This is a genomic window from Flaviaestuariibacter amylovorans, assembly GCF_039541815.1.
In the GTDB taxonomy this organism is placed as follows: Bacteria; Bacteroidota; Bacteroidia; order Chitinophagales; family Chitinophagaceae; genus Flavisolibacter; species Flavisolibacter amylovorans.
On record NZ_BAABGY010000006.1, the window covers coordinates 353,969 to 374,742 of the forward strand.

16 protein-coding genes are annotated in these 20,774 nt (G+C 60.6%); 11 read left to right on the forward strand and 5 right to left on the reverse strand.

Annotated elements, in window-relative coordinates:
• The first annotated feature begins 101 nt into the window (after positions 1-101).
• Complete coding sequence (locus ABD937_RS07770; protein WP_345254839.1) at positions 102-560, forward strand: hypothetical protein; 459 nt, start codon at positions 102-104, stop codon at positions 558-560.
• 47 nt (positions 561-607) lie between these two features.
• On the opposite strand, the gene ABD937_RS07775 is transcribed toward ABD937_RS07770, so the two are convergent.
• On the reverse strand, positions 608-1,411 hold the full coding sequence (locus tag ABD937_RS07775; RefSeq protein ID WP_345254840.1) for a hypothetical protein: 804 nt from the start codon (positions 1,409-1,411) through the stop codon (positions 608-610).
• Positions 1,412-1,493: 82 nt separating this feature from the next.
• Here ABD937_RS07775 and ABD937_RS07780 point away from each other — a divergent pair, with 82 nt between their 5' ends.
• The 6 genes from ABD937_RS07780 (at position 1,494) to ABD937_RS07805 (ending at position 7,123) form a co-directional block, all read left to right on the forward strand.
• The gene (locus tag ABD937_RS07780; RefSeq protein WP_345254841.1) at positions 1,494-2,312 is read left to right on the forward strand and encodes a purine-nucleoside phosphorylase; all 819 of its coding nucleotides are present in this window, start codon (positions 1,494-1,496) and stop codon (positions 2,310-2,312) included.
• Positions 2,309-4,342, forward strand: coding sequence for a putative porin (locus tag ABD937_RS07785; RefSeq protein ID WP_345254842.1), 2,034 nt, complete (start codon positions 2,309-2,311; stop codon positions 4,340-4,342). Before ABD937_RS07780 ends, ABD937_RS07785 begins: the two co-directional genes overlap by 4 nt.
• A gap of 409 nt (positions 4,343-4,751) precedes the next feature.
• The gene (locus ABD937_RS07790) at positions 4,752-5,138 is read left to right on the forward strand and encodes an HYC_CC_PP family protein (RefSeq protein ID WP_345254844.1); all 387 of its coding nucleotides are present in this window, start codon (positions 4,752-4,754) and stop codon (positions 5,136-5,138) included.
• 81 nt (positions 5,139-5,219) lie between these two features.
• On the forward strand, positions 5,220-5,687 hold the full coding sequence (locus tag ABD937_RS07795; protein ID WP_345254846.1) for a heavy-metal-associated domain-containing protein: 468 nt from the start codon (positions 5,220-5,222) through the stop codon (positions 5,685-5,687).
• Positions 5,688-5,710: 23 nt separating this feature from the next.
• Positions 5,711-6,253, forward strand: coding sequence for a heavy-metal-associated domain-containing protein (locus ABD937_RS07800; RefSeq protein ID WP_345254848.1), 543 nt, complete (start codon positions 5,711-5,713; stop codon positions 6,251-6,253).
• Between the two features lie 39 nt (positions 6,254-6,292).
• On the forward strand, positions 6,293-7,123 hold the full coding sequence (locus ABD937_RS07805) for a hypothetical protein (protein ID WP_345254850.1): 831 nt from the start codon (positions 6,293-6,295) through the stop codon (positions 7,121-7,123).
• Positions 7,124-7,516: 393 nt separating this feature from the next.
• Here the strand turns inward: ABD937_RS07805 and ABD937_RS07810 are convergent, their stop codons facing one another.
• Both ABD937_RS07810 and ABD937_RS07815 read right to left on the reverse strand, forming a co-directional pair.
• Positions 7,517-9,703 carry a glutamine synthetase III family protein gene (locus ABD937_RS07810; RefSeq protein WP_345254851.1) on the reverse strand — a complete coding sequence of 729 codons (2,187 nt, stop codon included), beginning with the start codon at positions 9,701-9,703 and terminating at the stop codon, positions 7,517-7,519.
• 138 nt (positions 9,704-9,841) lie between these two features.
• The gene (locus ABD937_RS07815) at positions 9,842-11,104 is read right to left on the reverse strand and encodes a hypothetical protein (RefSeq protein WP_345254852.1); all 1,263 of its coding nucleotides are present in this window, start codon (positions 11,102-11,104) and stop codon (positions 9,842-9,844) included.
• A 406-nt stretch (positions 11,105-11,510) separates the two neighbouring features.
• Here ABD937_RS07815 and purL point away from each other — a divergent pair, with 406 nt between their 5' ends.
• Positions 11,511-13,745, forward strand: coding sequence for a phosphoribosylformylglycinamidine synthase subunit PurL (gene purL / locus ABD937_RS07820; RefSeq protein WP_345254853.1), 2,235 nt, complete (start codon positions 11,511-11,513; stop codon positions 13,743-13,745).
• 357 nt (positions 13,746-14,102) lie between these two features.
• Here the strand turns inward: purL and ABD937_RS07825 are convergent, their stop codons facing one another.
• Positions 14,103-14,711 carry a fasciclin domain-containing protein gene (locus ABD937_RS07825; protein WP_345254855.1) on the reverse strand — a complete coding sequence of 203 codons (609 nt, stop codon included), beginning with the start codon at positions 14,709-14,711 and terminating at the stop codon, positions 14,103-14,105.
• Between the two features lie 239 nt (positions 14,712-14,950).
• On the opposite strand from ABD937_RS07825, the gene pyrG reads away from it, so the two are divergent.
• Entirely contained in the window at positions 14,951-16,603 is a 1,653-nt protein-coding gene (pyrG, locus tag ABD937_RS07830; protein ID WP_345254856.1) for a CTP synthase, read from the forward strand.
• A gap of 169 nt (positions 16,604-16,772) precedes the next feature.
• On the forward strand, positions 16,773-18,011 hold the full coding sequence (locus tag ABD937_RS07835) for a thioredoxin family protein (RefSeq protein WP_345254857.1): 1,239 nt from the start codon (positions 16,773-16,775) through the stop codon (positions 18,009-18,011).
• A 17-nt stretch (positions 18,012-18,028) separates the two neighbouring features.
• Here ABD937_RS07835 and ABD937_RS07840 read toward each other — a convergent pair whose 3' ends face one another.
• Positions 18,029-18,565 carry an O-acetyl-ADP-ribose deacetylase gene (locus tag ABD937_RS07840; protein ID WP_345254858.1) on the reverse strand — a complete coding sequence of 179 codons (537 nt, stop codon included), beginning with the start codon at positions 18,563-18,565 and terminating at the stop codon, positions 18,029-18,031.
• Positions 18,566-18,934: 369 nt separating this feature from the next.
• Between ABD937_RS07840 and yidC the strand changes: the two genes are divergently transcribed.
• The gene (gene yidC, locus ABD937_RS07845) at positions 18,935-20,770 is read left to right on the forward strand and encodes a membrane protein insertase YidC (RefSeq protein ID WP_345254859.1); all 1,836 of its coding nucleotides are present in this window, start codon (positions 18,935-18,937) and stop codon (positions 20,768-20,770) included.
• Positions 20,771-20,774: the final 4 nt, after the last annotated feature.

The window sequence follows — 20,774 nt, forward strand, 5'->3', positions numbered from 1 at the left end:
GGTTTTGAAGGGAACGGGCGGGTGCGGAGGTTCGGGCGTTCCGCCCCGGCAAAAGGAAGCACAGCAGCGTCCGGCGGACGCCCGGAGGCTATCTTTAGGGAATGGCAGCTAGGCGATTCGGCTACATCAGGACCGAGGTAGACCAGGCATGGGCGCCCGTGCGCTACCTGCTGTTCTATGCCGCTATCGTCGTCATCCTGTCGCTCTGTTCCTCGCTCGCCGACCTCCTGCTCCGGGGCGCTGCCGGCACGGAGCCGCCACCAGGCGGGGGGCTCGCCGAATACCTGCTTTATTATGTAATCATTGGCTACCCGCTCTTCCTGCTTTCCCTGCCTTATAATTTCGCGGTCAATCGATGGAAGCCAGGGCCGGCTGTACGGTACACGCTAACGGTGCTCCTGCTCCTTTTTGCCGGCTATTGTATCGAACGCCGGTTTCACTTCGGCTTTTATATCGGGAAGGAGCGGCCGCTCAAGAACTTCTGTGTGCTGTTGCTCGCCGGCATCCTGGTGGAGGCGCTGCGCGACGCGGTGCTAAGGGTCCGGTATCCGCACCGGTAGTTCCGGACCGGCGTACCCAAATGAGCTTGTACTCCTCATGCGTAGTTCTACCGGCACTCGTACGCGTAGGCCACCAGCGGCGTGCCGTTGATCCGCACCTCGGAGAGCAGCCCCTGGCTGTTGGTAAGGTAGGTGAGGGGGTAGTCGAGCGGGGGCTGCTGTATGTTGCTGCGGACACGCACGATATTATTGGCCATCATCACGCTGTGCACCGTTTCGAGCAGTCCCTGGGCCATGGTCGGATCCACGAGGTAGAACTGCGCGCCCTGCCCGTTGTAGTAGTTCGGAAGTGCGTCGGCCTCGAAATCATCGGTGACGGTAAAGCTCGGGGCGCCGTTGCTGAAGTGCTCGCGCTGGAGGCGGGTGATGTTGTTGCCGGCGTAGGTATAGCGGAAGATGCCCTGCAGCTGCAGCGGGCCGCCGAAGGAAAAGGGCGGGACGCTGTACTGGCGCCGCTCCTGCAGCTGCCCGTTGCTGAAGGCGAGGCGCACGGAGTCGGTGCGCTGGAAGCCGCCTCCTACACCCAGGTTGTAGCGCTCGAGCAGGGAGAGTGTACGGTCGGCGCCATAGATCAGGGTATCGTAGCGGAAGGGCGACGTAGCGTTGGGCCGGAAGAAGGTGCGGCGAACCACGCGGCCTTCGCCATTGTACGTGATCGTATACCGGACGTCGCTCAGCGCTACCTCGGAAACGTTGTCGCCGGAGTAGGAGAGGATCGCCTCGTCGTCGGGGGCGCCGGTGCCGTCATACAGCATCACTTTCGAAATGCGGCAGCCCGTTTCGGCGAGCTCGTCTTTTTTGCAGGATGTCAGGAAAAGAAGAAGGAAAGTCAGGTACAGCAGGTGTTTCATCCGGTGTTCGCTTTAGAGCGCCGAATATAGAAAAAGGAATTCATTAACGAGGGGTTCGGGCGGCACGGCTATCTTTGCCGCGATGAACCAATTCGACAAGATCCAGGAGGCCGCGCGCTTCCTGCAGTCCCACAATACGGCTTCCGCCACCATCGGTATCGTGCTCGGCTCGGGCCTCGGCAACTTCACCAACGAGATCGAGGTCACGGCCGCCGTTTCCTATGCCGACATACCGCACTTTCCCGTGTCTACCGTCGAAGGCCATTCGGGCAAGCTGATCTTCGGCACCATCGCCGGCAAGCCCGTCATCGCCATGGCCGGCCGCTTTCACTTCTACGAGGGCTATGGCCCCGAAGAGGTGGTGTTCCCGATCCGCGTCATGAAAGCCCTTGGCGTGCAAACGCTCTTCGTGAGCAACGCCGCCGGCGGCACCGTTTCTTCCTGGAAGGTGGGCGACCTCATGCTCATCACCGACCACATCTCCTTCGCTACCATCAACCCGCTGCTCGGCCGCAACGACGAGCGCTTCGGCCCGCGCTTTCCCGACATGAGCGAGCCTTATAAGAAAGAGCTCATCACCCGTGCCAAAGAGATCGCCTCGGCCAACGGCATCCCGCTGCGCGAAGGCACCTACTTCGGCGTTACCGGCCCTACGTTTGAAACGCGCGCCGAATACAAGCTCATTCATACGCTCGGCGGCCACGCCGTGGGCATGAGCACCGTACAGGAAGTGATCGCCGCGCGCCACATGGGGATCGACGTGTTCGCCATGAGCGTCATCACCGACATTGGCATCCGCGAAGAAGAAAACATCATCACCCACCAGGAAGTGCTGGAAGCGGCCCATGCCGCCGAGCCCAAGCTCACCCTCATCTTCCGCGAACTGATCCGCACGCTTTGACCAAAGCCCGCACACACCGGCTCCCGGCCTTCTGGATGCTGCTGCTCGTGCTCTTCACGGCGGCCCGCGCCGACGCGCAGGAGCCCCGCGTGCTGAACCAGATCCGCAACCTCGGCAACTCGGGCGGCAGCGGCGGCGGCAGCGACTCGCTCCGCCGGCGCAACAAGAACGAGGACAGCATTACGATCACCTTCCGCTACCTCGACACGGCACGCAGCTACAAGCTGGATTCCTCGGTGACCGATTTCTACCAGCGCTTCCCGATCCCCAAGCACCACCAGTTCCTGGGCAATATCGGATCGCCGTCGCGCTCCATCCTGTTCCATCCGCAGCAGGGCGGGGGCTGGGATCCCGGCTTTCATGCCCTCGACGCCTACCGCTTCACCGTGAACGGCGCCCGCTTCTATACCACTACCCGCCCCTATACCGAGCTGGGCTACGTGCTGGGCGCCGGCCAGCAGCAGGTCATCGACCTCACGCACACGCAGAACCTGAAGCCCACCTGGAACATGCACCTCCGCTACCGGCTCATCAACTCGCCGGGCGTCTTCAACAACCAGGTCACAAACCACAACAACTACCTCATCACGTCGTGGTACCAGTCTACCAACCGCCGCTATAATAACTTCTTCGTCATTGCCGCCAACAAGCTCAATGGTGCCGAAAACGGCGGGATCCTGACCGATCAGAATTACCTCGACGACGTCCGGTTCACCGACCGCTTCAGCATACCGACGCGCCTCGCCGCCGGGTCGCAGCGCACCCGCGGCTTCCTGGGCAGTAGCAGCGGCCTCGTCACCGGCAATCGCCAGAACGACTTCCACGCCGTGTTGCGCCAGCAGTACGACCTTGGCCGCAAAGACTCGCTCGTTACCGACTCCACCGTGGTACCGCTCTTCTTTCCGCGCGTGCGCTTCGAGCATACGCTGCACTATGCCGAGTACAAGTACACCTTCAGCGACCCGCGCATCGACTCCGCTTTTTACAACGATGCCTACGGCATCCGGTTCACGCCCTACACGGCGCCCGACACCGTATTTCTGCGGGACCGCTGGCGCGAGCTGACCAACGATTTCTCCGCCTACCAGTTCCCGGATGCTAAAAACCTGAACCAGTTCATCAAGGTAGGGGCTACGCTGCAGTCGCTGAAAGGCTGGCTTCGTGATACGCTCTCCTGGGCCAACATCTCGGTGCACGGCGAATACCGCAACCGCACGCGCAGCCAGAAATGGGATATCCTTGCCTCTGGCCGCCTGCACCTCACCGGCTGGAGCCGCGGCGACTTCCATGCCTTCGCGAGCCTGCAGCGCTTGCTGGGAACCAAGCTCGGAAGCCTGCAGGTCGGGTTTGAGAACACGAACCGCACTCCGCCCGCCATCTACGACACGCGCAGCCAGTTTTACCTCGACGCGCCGAAGAACTTCTTCAAGGAGAACAGCGCCCGCTTCTTTGCCAATGTATACAATCCCGCACTGCGCCTCGCGCTCGGCGCTGAGTACTTCCTGATCACCAACTACCTCTACGTCACCGGCTACCGCACGCTTGCGCAGGAGAGCGCCGTGTTCAACCTGCTGCGGCTCAGCGCCCGCAAGACCTTCCGGGTCACGCGGAACGTGTACTGGGACGCCGAGGTGTGGGTGCAGCAGCAGGCCGGCAACGCCGCCGTGCATGTGCCCCTGGTATACACCTACCAGCGCATCGCCTACCAGGGCAACCTCGGCTTCCGCAACCTTAGCCTGGCCGTGGGCCTCGAAGGACGCTACGCCACGCCTTATAAGGCCGATGCCTACTCTCCGGTGATCGGGCAGTTCAGCTACCAGGACAGCGCCCAGATCCGCAACCGCCCCGACCTGCATGCCTTCTTCCATTTCCGGATCCGGGGCTTCAAGGCCTTTGTGCGCGCCGAGAACCTCAACACCCTCCGCTTCCGCGCCCCCGCCGGCTTCCGGGAGCACAACTTCGCGGCGCCTGCCTATCCCTATCCCGGCATGCTGATCCGGTTCGGGATCTTCTGGGGCTTTGTGAACTAAGGCAAGTGAAGGAGAAAAAGGGATTTTAACCGCTAAGAAAAGAAGGAGCTAAGGTATTCGCAAAGAATAGGGCCCGCTGACGCGGGGCTTTTACTTGCACATATAATTTTATTGATGTCAGACCAGTGTCGGCGTTTTCAGCGATGGGTTAGGAATGGGACGGTGAGTTGATTTGCTCTAACCCGGGCGCCAGGGCGTTTGCCTCGATAGCTGCCCAGGCAGCAACAACGCCTTCCGAATTAACCCATAGCCCCATGATTTAATAGACACCTCTTTGCGAAAACCTTTGCCTCTTCTTTTCTTAGCGGTGAAAAAACACTCCTTTATCTTTTCCCTGCCTTGTTAAATTGCCCCTCCTAAGCACGATCAGCACCTTTTTCGGCGGGGATGAAGTATTTTTACACTATTCATGAAAAAGGCGATCACCATATTCGTGCTGGCGGCTTACTTCCTGGTAAGCTCCGGCTTCGTGGTGAACCTGCATTTCTGCATGGACCGCTTCGATTCGTGGGAGCTCGGCGCGAGCGATCGCCACGAGTGCGGTACCTGCGGGATGAAAGTAAAGAAGGGCGCCTGCTGCCACGACGAGGTCAAGGTGGTGAAGGTGCAGCAGGACGCGACGGGCGCTTACTACGCGCTGCTCTCGCTGATGGCGCCTGCCGAAGTACCTTCGTTCGCCTCGCTGTTCCTGGTTCCGGAACTGGTGCCAGCCCAGGCCATCACGCCGCCGGCGCACGGCCCGCCACTGCTGTCAAGGCAAGACACCTATCTCCGTAACTGCGTTTTCCGTTTGTAGACCGGGGCCCCTCGTCCCCCTGCGCCCACGCCGATCTGTGGACGCACCCTTTATTTCATTAACGTCTGCAAACTCATTATTATGAAAACGATCCTCTCGTTCCTGCTTTCCTGCTCCCTCATTTTCGTGTCCGCCACCGCTTCCGCACAAACCAAAAAAGAGACCTTCAAAGTTGCCGGCGAGTGCGGCATGTGCCAGAAAAAGATCGAGGCCACCGCCAAGAAGGCCGGCGCCACCTCTGCCTCCTGGAACACCGATTCCAAGGTGCTCTCCGTTTCCTACAACAGCAAATCCACCAGCGCCGCGAAGATCCAGGAAGCCATCGCTGCCGTAGGCTACGATACCCCCGGCTTCAAGGCTACCGACGAATCCTACAGTAAGCTGCACAGCTGCTGCAAGTACGAGCGCGGCGCCGCTGCTGCCGCCTCCTGCTGCGACTCGGAAAAGTGTAAGGGTTCCGCCTGCATGACCGACGGCCACTGCAAGAAGGACCAGAGCTGCTGTAAAGACAGCGGCTGCGACCAAAAAGCCTGCTGCACCAAAGATTGATCCCTCACCTCAAACAACAGCATATGCGCACCCTCATCCTGGTGATCGCCTTCCTGTGTGGAGGGGTCGCCGCCCAGGCCCAGTTTTCCCGCGCCTCCCTGCAGGCCAGCGGACTCACCTGTTCCATGTGCTCCAAGGCGGTGAAAGAAGCCCTCGAGCAAGTGCCCTTCGTGGAGAAGGTGCAGGTGGATATCAAGAACCAGAAGTATAACCTTTCGTTCCGCCCCGACAGCACGGTCGATTTCGACGCGCTCGTACACGCGGTAGACGACGCCGGCTTTTCGGTGGCGGCCCTGCAGGTGACCGCCGAGCTGCCCTACGGTGCTGCTCCGGCAAAGGACGAGCACCTGAAGATCGGTACACAATACTTCCATTTTCTGAACGCACCCGGCACTGCCCCGGCCGGCCCGGTCACCTTTTCGATCGTCGACAAGGGATTCGTGCCTGCAAAGGAGCATAAGAAATGGAGCGCCGCTTCCAAGGCGGCCTGTGTCAAGACCGGCCGCGCCGCCGCCTGCTGCCTCAGGAGCGGCGCCGACGCCCGCGTATTTCACGTCATCATCTAATTTCAACCGGCCTCCCGTATGCGGGAGGCCTTTTTTACCATGAGCAAGTACCTGTATCTGCTCTGCGGAGCGCTGTTGGCCAAGCCGGCGGCCGCGCAGGAGCTCTATCCCTATACCGAGCCGGCCTCCAATATGCCGGCGCACTCGGTGAGCGCCAAGCTGACGTCAATGGTCATGCGCACCGTGCACAGTCCTGACCTCCGGCAGCGGCACATGCCGGAGGTCATGTTCGGGATCAATAAGAAGTGGATGGCGCACGCGTCGCTCAACTTTTCCGACATGCACGGAGAGGGTTTTATCTGGGAAGGGGCGCGCCTTTATGGCAAATACCGCTTCCTGAGTCTCGACGGCGTTCACCGTCATTTCCGGATGGCCGCGTTTGCCGCCGCCGCGTATAGCCGCAACCACCTCGATCACAACGAGCTTAACCTGATGGGCGACCACAGTGGCGTGCAGGGCGGCCTCATCGCCACGCAGCTGATCGACCGCTGGGCCTTCTCGGCAACGGGCTCCGTGGTGCAGGGGCTCGCCAAAGAACGATGGGCCAAAGTACGTCCGCAGCCCTACACCTTCAGCGCGTTGCAATACGCGGTATCGGCAGGTGTGCTGGTACTTCCCCGCACCTACACCGACTACCGGCAAACGAACCTGAACCTCTACGTAGAACTACTGGGCAACCGCAACCTGGATCTCCGGAGCGAGCGCTATTACCTCGACCTCGCCCCGGCCGTACAGCTGATCTTCAACAGCACGGGCAAGCTCAATCTCGGCTACCGCTTCGAACTCGGCTCCGATATCTACCGCATCTCGCGCCGTCAGTTTATGGTGAGCTACGAGCATATCTTCCTCGGTGCGCTGAAGCGCAGGTAGGGCACGCGGAATGCGCGGAAAACGCGGAAACCTTTTTTTTCGGCCGTTGCTTTTCCTGGTAGCCCGCTCAGGTGGTCTCGGGTTGCTACCTATGGTTGTTCCTGTTGCAAAGGCGCCGGCAGTTTTCTGATTGACGACTCCGGTAGAAACCGCGGAAAAGTAGCGGCGATAGGCGCCGCCTTCATGTCGGCGCTTCCGCGTTTTATCCTACGCGCTGCCATCGGTAGTGTGGCGAATTATTTATGAGCCGCTTCGCGTAATGCGGTTCAGGCAGCTGCGTGTATGCGAGCGTTAAGGAACGCTACTGCAATGAGAAAACGTTCCGCGGTTTCCGCGTGCAAATAAGAAAGGCCCCTGGAAAGGGGCCTTCGTCTGTATCGATTGCTTGATGTCTTAGCGGAGGAACAGGATCTCGCGGTACTTCGGGAGGGTCCACTCGCGGTCGTCCACGAGCTGCTCGAGCTTGTCGGCGTGGTAGCGCAGCTTGTCGAAGTAGGGCTCTTTCACGGCTTCGCAATAGGCGATGGCCATTTCGCGGGTGTCGGTGAGGGCATTGGCCTTTTTACGGGCTTCCACCATGGCTTCTACGGTCTTGGTGGCTTCCTCGATATGGCGGGAGAGCTTCTCGATCATAGCGCGGGTGCAGGCGCCGCTTGCCTCGAGACCTACTTCCTTGAGGCCGCGGAGGTTGTTGATCAGCGTGCTCTGGTAGCGAACTGCTGCCGGGATGATCTGCGTGGTAGCGAGGTCCACCATGAGGCGGCTTTCGATCTGTACCTTCTTGATGTATTTCTCGAGCTCGATCTCGTGGCGGGCTTCCAGCTCGGCGTGCGTGTAGATCTTATGGTCCTCGAACAGCTTGAGGGCCTTGTCGGTCACCATGGCGTCGAGGGCCAGGGGCGTCGTCTTCACGTTGGCGAGGCCGCGGCGGGCGGCTTCCTGGGCCCACTCGTCGCTGTAGCCGTCGCCCTCGAAGAGTACCTTCTCGGAGCTAACGATGTACTCGCGGATCGTGTGGAGGATAGCGATCTCTTTCTTCTCCCCCTTCTCGATGAGGCCGTCCACGTCGCGCTTGAAGTTCTTCAGGGTTTCGGCCATGATGGTGTTGAGCACGGTCATGGGGTTGGCGCAGTTGGCGGTGGAGCCTACGGCTCGGAACTCGAACTTGTTGCCGGTGAAGGCGAAGGGCGAGGTGCGGTTGCGGTCGGTGTTGTCCTGCAGCAGCTCAGGGATGGAGCGGTGGATGTCCATCTTCAGCATGCTCTCGTCCTGCTCGTCGAACTTGTCGCCCACGCGCTCCTTCACGTCGTTGAGCACCTTGGCGAGGTACTGGCCCACGAATACCGAGATGATGGCCGGGGGCGCTTCGTTGGCGCCGAGGCGGAAGTCGTTGGAGGCCGAGGCGATGGAGGCACGCAGCAGGTCGGCATAGTCATGAACCGCCTTGATCGTGTTCACGAAGAAGGTGAGGAACATGAGGTTGGTCTTCGGCGTCTTGCCGGGGGCGAGGAGGTTCACGCCGGTGTCGGTGGCGAGGCTCCAGTTATTGTGCTTGCCCGAGCCGTTGATGCCGGCGAAGGGTTTTTCGTGTAAGAGTACGCGGAGGCCGTGGCGGGTAGCTACGCGGGTCATCACGTCCATGAGGAGCGTGTTGTGGTCCACGGCGATATTGCACTCCTCGAAGATGGGGGCGCACTCGAACTGCGCGGGGGCCACCTCGTTGTGGCGGGTGCGCAGCGGGATGCCGAGCTTGTAGGATTCCTGCTCGAAGTCGCGCATGAAGGCGTACACACGCTCGGGGATGGAGCCGAAGTAGTGGTCTTCGAGCTGCTGACCCTTGGCGGGCGAGTGGCCAAACACGGTACGGCCGCAGAGCATGAGGTCGGGACGGGCATTGAAGAGGCCTTCATCCACCACGAAGTATTCCTGCTCCCAGCCGAGGGTGGGCGTAACGCGCTGCACGTTCTTGTCGAAGTAGTTGCAGACGTCTACTGCGGCGTGGTTGAGCGTTTCGAGGGCTTTCAACAGCGGGGCCTTATAGTCCAGCGATTCGCCGGTATAGGAGATGAAGATCGTGGGGATGCACAGGGTGCGACCCGTACCGATGTCCATGATGAAGGCAGGGGAGGAGGGATCCCAGGCGGTGTAGCCGCGGGCCTCGAAGGTGGCGCGGAGGCCGCCGTTAGGGAAGGAGGAGGCGTCGGGCTCCTGCTGGATGAGGGCGTCGCCGTCGAAGGTCTCGATGGGCGTGCCGTCGCTCTTCAGGGTAAAGAAGGAGTCGTGCTTTTCGGCGGTGGTGCCGGTGAGGGGCTGGAACCAGTGGGTATAGTGGGTCACGCCTTTGGACTCGGCCCAGGCGCGGATGCCGTTGGCGATCTGGTTGGCCATGCCGCGGTCGATCTTCTGGCCGTTCTTCACGGAGGCCATGAGGCTCTTGTAGGCCTCGTCGGCCAGGAACTGGCGGGCCGTCTGGTGGGTAAATACGTTTTCAGCGAAGAGAGCCGTGATCTTGGTGGTGGAGGAAACCGTGGGCGCCGTAGTGCTCAGTTCCTTCAAAGCCTGGAATCGTAGCGAAGACATAAAAAGATAGATTTTCCGCAAAAGAACACCTATTCCGGAAAAATCCCATCATTTTCAGATAAAAAATCAGATTTAGACAAACATTTCGGCAGAAAGTGGGTGAAATTCAGTGCAAACACCGGGGAAAAGAATATATATTTATTTTACTAATGCGTTTGCCTTCTGCCGCTTCGGCCAGGCGAGGCTGCACAGCATGGGCGTCACCAGCAGGGGGAGTACGAGACTCCGGTAACGGACCATTGCCCCCAGGAAATTGACCGTAAACCCGATCATGAGGAAGAGGGACAACGCGAAAAACACCGAGAAGGCCAGGAAGGGCTCCAGTGGTTGACCGCGGTTGCGCCGGACCAGCCAGTAGCCGAAGAGCGCCAGCAGCCCGTAGGTTTCGAGGCAGGATACGAGCACAAAGAAGTTGTAGACATCCCAGGGATAGGGGCGGAGGAGCGTGAGCTCGAGCGCATGCGGGCCGTTGGCGAGGAACGACAGGAAGGTCGGCTCGAGCTTCGGTGCCGGGATGATCGAATTGCCGATGAGGGTAAAGAAGTCTTCCTGCTTTTCCACCGCCACTCTCGGGAAATCGAGCGCCGGCACGAGGTAGCGCAGGTTGAAGAACAGGACGAGGTAGCCGGCGTAGACGGCGGCGCAAACGAGCATCGGGTGCCGGCGGCTGCGGGCGGCCACCCACCACGCCACCAAGGCCGGCAGCAGCACCACCAGCAGGTAGTTGCGGAACACCAGCAGCAGCAGCAGGCCGGAGAACAGCGTGGCCAGGTAGCGGGCTGTCCATCCTTTTCGGAGCCCGGAATAAAAGCAGTAGAGGATGAGGCCGAGCGCGAGCGCCACGAGGGCGTCGCGGTAAATGCCGGAGGTCCAGAACAGGTAGGAGGGTACGAGAAAGCTGCCGGCGAATACCGCCCATTTCCGGTCGGGGTAGATCTGGTGGAAGACGCGAAAAAGACCCACCGACCCGATCATCGAGACGAAGGCAAAGAACAGCACGTTTACGAAGTAGAAGCCACCGCTAAGGAGGTTGAGCAGGGCAAGCAGCTTGATGAACAGGTTGGTGTGCAGGTCGTTCCACCAGGAGTCGCGGCTCGAGAGAAATCGGCCGAAGCCGTGCTTATAGTTGTTGCGGAACAGCTCGGCAAAAAAGGAGCCGGGGTCGCTCCGGAGCAGCGGGCCTTCCTTGAGGCCCTGGATATGGAGCCACCAGGTGTCTACGAGCTGTCCCTGCATGCTGTAAAAGATCCCGACCCACCCGTAAAAGATCCCGGCAAACACCTTCACGAGGAAAACGATCTGCACCTGCCGCTGCGTCAGTCCCGAGTTGCGGAAGAACGCGATCCGGCGCAGCATCCACACGAACACGAGCAGGTAAAACAGGAAGAGCAGGTACTTCAAGCCGGAGATTTATGCGCAAGGTAAGAAACGTCCCTCGACAAGCTCGGGATGACAAGGGCATTAATGTATTGTTGGTTCCCGCCAGGGAGTATTGGTAAGAAGAACCTGGAGGGAAAGTATTCAATGGGGGATGGCCTGCTTAACAGATCAAAGTTTTTTTCGCTCGCGCAGGACAAATTGCAAAAAGCCTCCTTTGAAAACGCAAGCGGGCATTTATGCATTCAAGCGAATCTTGCCGCAGTGTGAAAGGGCAACACGGTAAAGAAGGTTGCGCCGGAACGACTTTACCAATAAACAAATAAACCAATAGACGGGACGCATAGCGTCCGATTTCCACCATTTTGCCACATCCGCCCGCTCAATGCCGCCGGTCCTTAGCTTTGTGCCCTCATTTACCCCACCCATCATGGAGATCACTGCCCACACCGCCAAACAGTTGCGCCTGACCGAAGCCGAATTCGAACTCATTACGCAAAAGCTGGGGCGCACCCCCAACTTCAACGAGCTCTGCGCCTTCTCGGGAATGTGGAGCGAGCATTGCAGCTACAAGAACTCCATCAAGTGGCTCAAGACCCTCCCGCGCGAAGGCGGCCGCATGCTGGTGAAAGCAGGTGAGGAGAACGCCGGCCTCATGGACATCGGCGACGGCTACGGCGTCGTGTTCAAGATCGAGTCGCACAACCACCCCTCCGCCATCGAGCCCTTCCAGGGCGCGGCCACGGGCGTGGGCGGCATCCACCGCGATATCTTCACCATGGGTGCCCGCCCGATCGCGGCCCTCAACTCGCTCCGCTTCGGCAAGCTTGAGGAGGAGAAGACGCAGCACCTGCTCGCGGGCGTCGTGCACGGCATCGGTCACTACGGCAACTGCTTCGGTGTTCCTACCGTTGGCGGAGAGATTTATTTCGAAGGCTGCTACCATACCAACCCGCTCGTGAACGCCATGAGCGTGGGCATCGTAAAGGCCGGCGCCACGGTATCGGCCACGGCCGAAGGCACCGGCAACCCCGTCATGTACGTAGGCTCCGCTACCGGTAAGGACGGCATCGGCGGCGCCTCCTTCGCCTCCGCCGACATCACCTCCGACTCCGTGCAGGAGCTCCCCGCCGTGCAGGTGGGCGACCCCTTCCAGGAGAAGAAGCTGCTCGAGGCCTGCCTCGAAGTGTTGGCCACCGGCGCCGTAGTAGGCATGCAGGACATGGGCGCCGCGGGCATCATCTGCTCCACCGCCGAAATGAGCGCCAAGGGCGGCGTCGGCATGCGCATCGACCTCGACAAGGTGCCGATGCGCCAGCAGAACATGAAGGCCTGGGAGCTGCTGCTTTCCGAAAGCCAGGAGCGAATGCTGCTGGTGGTGGCGAAAGGCCGCGAGGAAGAAGTAAATGCCGTCTTTAGAAAGTGGGACCTCGAAAGTGCGGTGATCGGCACCGTGACCGACGATGGATTGCTCAAATTCTATATGCACGGCACCCTCGAAGCGGAGATCCCGGCGCAGGAGCTCGTGCTCGGCGGCGGTGCCCCGCAATACGACCGCGAGTACCGCGAGCCCGCCTACTTTGCACAGGCAAAATCGTTCGACATCAATACGATCGGCGAGCCCGGCGACCTGAAGGCCGTGGCGCAACAACTGATCTCCCTGCCCTCGATCGCTTCGAAGCGCTGGATCTTCAACCAGTACGACTCGATGGTAGGCACCAACAATACCTCCACCAATGCGCCCACCGACGCGCCCGTGGTGCTGGTAAAGGAAACCGGCAAGGGCCTCGCCGTGACCGTGGATTGCAACTCGCGCTACGTGCACGCCGATCCTTACAAAGGTGCGATGATCGCCGTGGCCGAGGCCGCACGCAACATCGTGGTGAGCGGTGGCCAGCCCCTCGGCGTCACCAACTGCCTCAACTTCGGCAACCCCTTCGATCCCGAGGTGTATTACCAGTTCGTGCACGCCGTGAAAGGCATGGGCGACGCCTGCCGCCGCTTCGAAACGCCGGTGACGGGCGGTAACGTTTCGTTCTACAACCAGAACCCCGACGGACCCGTGTACCCGACGCCGACGATCGGGATGGTGGGTCTCGTGGAAGACCTGAATAAAAAGATGTCGCTGGCCTTCGAAGCCGAAGGCGATCTGCTCTACCTGGTCGGCACGTCGCGCAACGACCTCGCTTCCTCCGAATACCTGCAGAAGCTCCGCGGCGTGGCCCTCAGCCCGGCCCCGCACTTCGACCTCGAGGAGGAATACGCGCTGCAGCAAACGGTTTCGGCGCTTATCGCTGACGGCCGCATCGCCTCCGCCCACGACCTCAGCGAGGGCGGACTTTTCGTGGCGCTCTGCGAGAGCGGTTTCCCCCGCGGTCTCGGCTTCGCCATCGAGACCCATAAGGAGCTCCGGAAAGATGCCTTCCTGTTCGGCGAGGCCCAGAGCCGCGTGCTCGTAAGCGTGAAGCCGCAGCAGGCCGCCGCCTTCCAGGATGCGCTCGCCGGCGTGGCCTTCGAGCGCCTCGGCTCGGTGACCAGCGGTCACCTGACGATCGACGGGGAAGGCTGGGGAGGGATCTCCGAATGGAAAGAGCGCTACGATACGGCCATCGAGCGGATGCTGCAGGCGGTGCCTGAAGTGGCCGGCCCGACCAGTCCGTTCTGATCGCAATAGTGCTATTCGCAAACTCTTAGAAGAGGGCCGCAAGCGGCCCTCTTTTTTTCACGCGGCAACGCAGCGGCACGGCGACGCAGCGGAGAAAACCTTTTTTCTTTGTTGCGCTTCCGTCAACATCACTTGCTAAATCGGAGCATGGAGTATGTGAAAGCAACCGACAGTTTTCCTGCATCACCTTTCTTGTGAACGGAATCTTTGGGTGTCTGATAAGTAATTCCGCCGCGCCGCCGCGCCGCCGTGTGAACAAGGCCGCTTGCGGCCGTCCGTAGCCGCATACACAAGCCGGTTGCGGCAATAGAAAAAGGGCGGCAGACGCCGCCCTTCGGTAGTTAACCAAAACACAAGTTATTTCTTCGGCATCACCACCGCGTCGATCACGTGGGTCACGCCGTTGGAAGAGATGACGTCGGGGATCGTGACGCGGGCGCCATCGATCATCACCGCGCCGTCCTTCATGGTTACCGTAAGCTCTTCGCCCTGCACGGTCTTGAGCTTCTGGCCGTCCTTCAGGTCGGCGGCGCGGAGCGCGCCCGGTACCACGTGGTAGGTGAGGATGCCCGTCAGCTTCGCTTTGTTCTCGGGCTTCACAAGTCCTTCTACCGTGCCCGCGGGCAGCTTGTTGAAGGCTTCGTTGGTGGGTGCAAACACCGTGAAGGGGCCCGTTCCGGAAAGGGTTTCAGCGAGGCCGGCGGCTTTCACGGCCGTCACCAGCGTGGTGTGGTCGGCAGAGCCGGCCGCGTTCTCCACGATGTTCTTCGAGGGCACCATCATGGCGCCGCCCACCGATACGCCTTGCTCGGCGGTAGTGGCCGGGGGCGTGGCCGGGGCCGGCTCGGTGGTCGTGGTCTGGGTCGTGGTGCTGGTGGAGTCAGCGGTAGTGGAGGAGCTGCTGTTGTCGCTGCAGGCGGTCAGGGCGCCCGCCAGGAGCAGCGGGAATACGAATGCTTTTTTCATTAATGTGGTTTTGATGCATAACAGGAACGAGGAAAAAAGGTTTACGGATGTGGTAGATACGCTTTCGGGGAGTAAATGTGGAAAACATAGGGGTTATCCCCTTGCCGGCAGGCTTATTTTTTGCCGCAGTAAAATCGGCTTACCTTTGCACGACCTCCCGGGGCGGACGCTCCCTGCTGGTCGAACCGGCACTTCTTCTTTTTAAACAGCAATGATCACCTGCATAACTATCTGAAACGATGGCCAAGTATATTTTTGTTACCGGCGGCGTCACTTCTTCCCTGGGCAAGGGCATCATCGCAGCCTCGCTCGCGAAGCTGCTCCAGGCCCGCGGCCTCCGCGTAACGATCCAGAAATTCGACCCCTATATCAACGTCGACCCCGGCACCCTCAACCCCTATGAGCATGGCGAATGCTATGTAACGGAAGACGGCGCCGAGACCGACCTCGACCTCGGCCACTACGAGCGCTTCCTCAATATCTACACCTCGCAGGCCAACAACGTCACCACGGGCCGCATTTACCAGACGGTGATCAACAAGGAACGCGAGGGCGCTTACCTGGGAAAGACGGTGCAGGTAGTGCCGCACATCACCGACGAGATCAAGCGCCGCATGCTTGCCCTCGGCCAGAAGAACGAGTATGATATCGTACTTACGGAGCTGGGCGGTACGGTGGGCGACATCGAGTCGCTGCCCTATATCGAGGCGGTGCGCCAGCTGCAGTGGGACCTGCCCGAAGAGGACCTCCTGGTGGTGCACCTCACGCTGATCCCGTACCTGAAAGCGGCCAAGGAGCTGAAGACGAAGCCGACGCAGCACTCGGTGAAGATGCTGTCGGAGAACGGCGTTTTCCCCGACGTGATCGTGTGCCGCACCGAGGAGCCGCTCAACAACGACATCAAGCGAAAGATCGCGCAGTTCTGCAACGTGAAGCCGGAGGCGGTGATCGAGGCGCCCGACGCCGGCACCATCTACGAGGTACCGCTGCTGATGCAGAACGAGAAGCTTGACGAGATCGTGCTCAAGAAGCTGAATATCTCCGGCTACCGCGAACCCGATCTCGAGAAATGGAAGGCTTTTCTCAACAAACTCAAATACCCGAAGGCGCGGCTCACGATCGGCCTCATCGGCAAATATGTAGAATTACAGGACGCGTACAAGTCGATCCTCGAAGCGTTTATCCATGCCGGTGCCATTAACGAGTGTAAGGTGCAGGTGGTGCCGATCCACTCCGAGTTCCTCCAGGAAGATAATATCGCCGAGAAACTCGCCAACCTCGACGGGCTTCTCGTGGCGCCCGGCTTCGGCAACCGCGGCATCGAAGGCAAGATCACGGCCGTGAAGTATGCGCGCGAGAGCGGGCTGCCCTTCTTCGGTATTTGCCTCGGCATGCAGATGTCGGTGATCGAGTACGGCCGGCACAAGCTCGGCATCCAGGGCGCGCATTCCACCGAGATGGACCCCGCAACCACCGACGCCGTCATCAACATGATGGAGGAGCAGAAGGCCATCACGGCGAAGGGCGGCACGATGCGCCTCGGCGCCTATCCCTGCGAAATCAAGGCCGGAACGCTGGCCCATAAGATCTACGGCAGTACGGCCATCACGGAGCGCCACCGCCACCGCTACGAATTCAACAACGCCTTCCTGGAGCAATACGAGCAGGGCGGCATGGTGGCTTCGGGCCGCAACCCCGAGACCGGCCTCGTCGAGATCGTGGAGCTGCCGGGCCATCCCTTCTTTATCGGCGTGCAGTACCACCCCGAGCTCAAGAGCACCGTGGAAGCGCCGCACCCGCTCTTCGTACACTTCGTGGCCGCAGCGCGCCTCTACAACGAGAACCGGTCGTCCTCCGCAAAGAACCCGCTGCTGCAAAGCGAGATGATCTAGGGAATATCTAATAAGGAACAAGGAATATTGAATATCGAAGTAGAGACGCACCTGGTGCGTCTCTTTTTTTGGGTGGTTTATGGAATAGATGCGGTCATGGTATCCTAGCCTGGGTGCCCGCCGGCAGGAGCGATCGTCTTGCCCGCAACGCCCCCTAAACCAATAGCCCATGCACCTGCGCTTCCTTAAGGCAGTCGCCTTTAGTGTCTGTATGTTATCCGTCGCCTCCCTGTCTGCACAAGGAATCCGGTTCGGGAAGGGTGCCGACTGGCAAGCCATCCGCGACGAGGCCCGCCGCGAAGGCAAGTACATCTTTGTGGATGCCTACACCAGCAACTGCGCGCCCTGCCGCCTGATGGACCGTACCGTATTTCCACGGAAGGACGTCGGCGACTACTTCAACAAGCACTTCATCAACATCAAGCTGCAGCTCAATACGACGGCGACGGACGCTCCCCATGTCCGGGCGCGGTATCCCCTGGCGGCAGCCTTCCTGCGGGAGTATGCCATCGGTGTGTTTCCCACCTACCTGTTCTTCAACGCCGACGGTGAGCTCGTGCACCGGGAAACAGGCAGTGCAAAACCGGAGGAATTCCTGGAAAGAGGACGGGCCGCGCTCGATACGGGCCGGCAATACCTGTTGCAGGTGCGTCGCTTCAACGCGGGCCGGCGCGACGCGCCTTTTTTACACCGACTCGCCCTGCTTGCGCGGCGTGCCCACGACGACAGCGCGTTGCGGGTGTACAGCACAGCCTACCTCGCCACGCAGCCAGACTTGCTCACCGCCGAAAACGCCGAATTCCTGTACACCGTGACGCGTACGCCCCACGATACCGGTTTTGTGCTCATGCGCACCCGGCCGGAAGCATTCGGTATGGTGGCGCCGGCCGCGCACCTGCACGAGCTCTTGCTCGGAATGGTTGTGCGCGACGCTTTTTCTGAAAACGGCATCCGCCCGGAGATGAGCGAAGCGGACTGGGAGCGCTGGACCGCGCAGACGCGGGCGGCCTATCCCGAGTTCGCGGGCCGCGCTGTTTTCCGGGTGAAGCAATTATTCTACGCCTATCACAGCAACGACAAAGCCGCATACGATGCGGCGCTTGCCTATGGAGCCTCGGCCGATGCGGATCCGCGGGAGCTCAATGCCCTGGCCTGGGGCATCCTGCGCGAAGGAGATTCGGTCCGCCTCCGGGACGCATTGCGATGGAGCGCCCGCACCCTCGAAGGGGAGGGGGCGATGCGGCCCGAGTACCTCGATACCTATGCGCACCTGCTGTACCGCCTTGGCCGTCGGAAGGAAGCACTCGAATGGGAGCTGAAAGCCCGCGCGCGGGCACTGGCTACCGGTGGCAGCAAAGACTGGGGACTCGAGGTGATCCGGAAAATGCAGAAAGGAGCGCCGCTCTGATGTAGGGCCGGCTGCGTTCAGGAGGGTGCGTTGTCGTGCTGTTGCAGCAGAAGCGTATAGTTCTCGTCGTCGAAGCACACGAACTGCACTTCGTCGATGGCATCGGTGGCGTCGAGGAAGAGCAGCACCGTACTGTACGCGATGGTGGCCGCATCGGCCTTGGGGAAGCGATACACGCCCGTGCTGATATTCGGAAAGGCGATCGAGCGGATGCCGTGCTGCTCCGCGAGTCGGAGCGAGTTGCGGTAGCAGGCCGCCAGCTTTTCGCGCTCGCCCTTGTGCCCGCCGTTCCAGACCGGTCCTACGGTGTGGATCACCCATTTCGCCGGCAGCGCGCCCCCACCCGTGATCACGGCCTCGCCTGGTGCGCAACCGCCCTGCCGGGCTACGATGGCGCGGCACTCCTCGAGTATCTGCGGACCACCGGCGCGGTGAATGGCGCCGTCGACCCCGCCGCCACCGAGCAGCGAGGTATTGGCGGCATTCACGATGGCATCGACGGCGATTTTCGCGATGTCGCCCTTTACAATTTGGATGCGGTCTTTTCCGGTCATGGATCAGGATTGGCGAGGAAGGGCGGGATGCAACAGGCGGATCGAAAGCCTGCCGCCGGCGCGGGGGAGGGCGGCGGAAAAGACTTTCTTCTCCGCGATGTGGTACCGCAGGAGCCTTCGTTTCGTCCTAAAGGTAAGGCAGGAGCGGGCGGAGGGCGCGCTTTTCGGCCACCGGCGCGTGGATGCCGGCGGCTACCGCCGCGCTGTCGGTAACCGACCCGGTGTGCCCCTTTTCAACCCGCCGATTCCCGCAACCCCCAGAACCCCCAGAACCTCCAAAACCTCTAAAACCTCCAACCCCCCCCTCAAAACCTTTCCCTGCCGCTTGCGCCCGGATGCTTACCTTTGCGGCCTTTAAACAAGGTTCGGATGAATTTTGACCGCAACACCATATTGGGCTTCGTGCTCCTGGCCGTGCTTTTCTTCGGCTACTTCTTCTACATCAACAAGGAAAAGGCTGCCTTCAACGAGCAGGCCCGCATCGAGCAGGCAAAAAAGGATTCCATCAATCGCTTGAAAGTCGATACGGCCGCCCAGGCCCGCCAGGCCCGCTACAACGATTCGATGGCACAGGTGGGCGCAGCCGGCCAGATGGATTCGCTGATCCGCGGCACGGAGCAACTCACCACCGTGGAGACCGACCTCCTCCGCGTTGCCTTCACCAACAAGGGCGGCCAGCCTAAGTACGTAGAGCTGAAGGGCTTCAAAGGCCCGGACAGCGGCTTCGTGCGTCTTGGTGGCGCTCCCGGCGATCGCATCGACTACAACATTATTACCGGCACCAACGCGTCCAGCAGCGTTTCGAACTTCTATTTCACCGGCGGCCAGGTAGCCCCGGGCGCCGACGGCTCCCAGGTGGTCACCTTCCGGCTCAACACGCCCAACGGCCCGGTGCAGCACCAATACGTCATCCGCAAGGGCCACTACATGATGGACTTCAACCTCACCGTGCCCACCGCCGCTGCCGGGGGCCAGCAGCTGACGCTCAACTGGAGCGACCATGCCCTGGCCCTGCAGAAAGACATCGACTACGAGCGCCAGATGTCGGCGATCTCCTACCGCGAGGACGGCGATTACGACGACGAGAACGTGCTCGGCTCCGGCCCGCTCACCTTCGAGAAGCCGGTGAACTGGGTAGCCGTGAAGCAGCAGTTCTTTAACCAGACCCTGCTGGCCAAGAGCAACTTTGCCTCCGGCACCGTGCAGTGGACGACCCCGCAGGGCGATTCCGCCGCCCGCAACCCGCTCATCGTGAATGCCACCGCTTCAATGAAGCTCGTTCTGCCCGCCACGGGCACCGCCGCCCTCGGCCTCTACTACGGTCCCAACGACTACAAGATCCTCCAGCAATACGGCAACGACCTTTCCAGCATGGTGAACCTCGGCTCCGGTATGTTCGCTTTCGTGAAGTACCTGAACCGCTGGATCATCATTCCGGTATTCGACTTCTTCCGCGGCTTTGTGAGCAACTACGGGATTGTGATCCTGCTCCTGACGCTGTTCATCCGCCTGCTGATCTCCCCGCTTACCTATTCGAGCTACCTCAGCGGCGCCAAGATGAAGGCCCTGAAGCCCGAGATCGACAAGCTGAAAGAGAAGCACGAAGGCGACCAGCAGGCCGTATCGATGGGCCAGATGCAGCTCTTCCGCGAGGCCGGCGTGAATCCGCTTGGCGGCTGCATCCCCGCGTTGCTGCAGATCCCGATCTTCTTTGCCCTCTATAGCTTCTTCAACTCGGCGGTAGCCCTTCGCGGTGAGAAGTTCCTCTGGGCCGATGACCTGTCGCAGTACGATGCGCCGATCAACTTCGGCTTCCACATCCCGCTGCTGGGCGAGCACCTGAGCCTCTTCACCATCACGGCGGTACTGACCTCGCTGGCCATCTCGCTCTACTCCATGAGCATGACGCCGACGCAGGACAACCCGATGATGAAGTACATGCCCTACATCTTCCCGGTGGTGATGCTCTTCATCTTCAACAAGCTGCCCTCGGCCCTTACCTGGTACTACACGGTATCGAACGTGATCACCCTGCTGCTCCAGTTCGTGATCCAGAACTACATCATCAACCACGACAAGATCCTGCTGCAGCTCGAGGAAAACCGCAAGAAGCCCAAAAAGCCGGGCCTGGCCGAGCGGATGCAGGCGATGCAGGAGCAGCAGCGCAAACTGCAGGAGCTGCAGAATAAAGGCAAGAAGAAATAGGCCC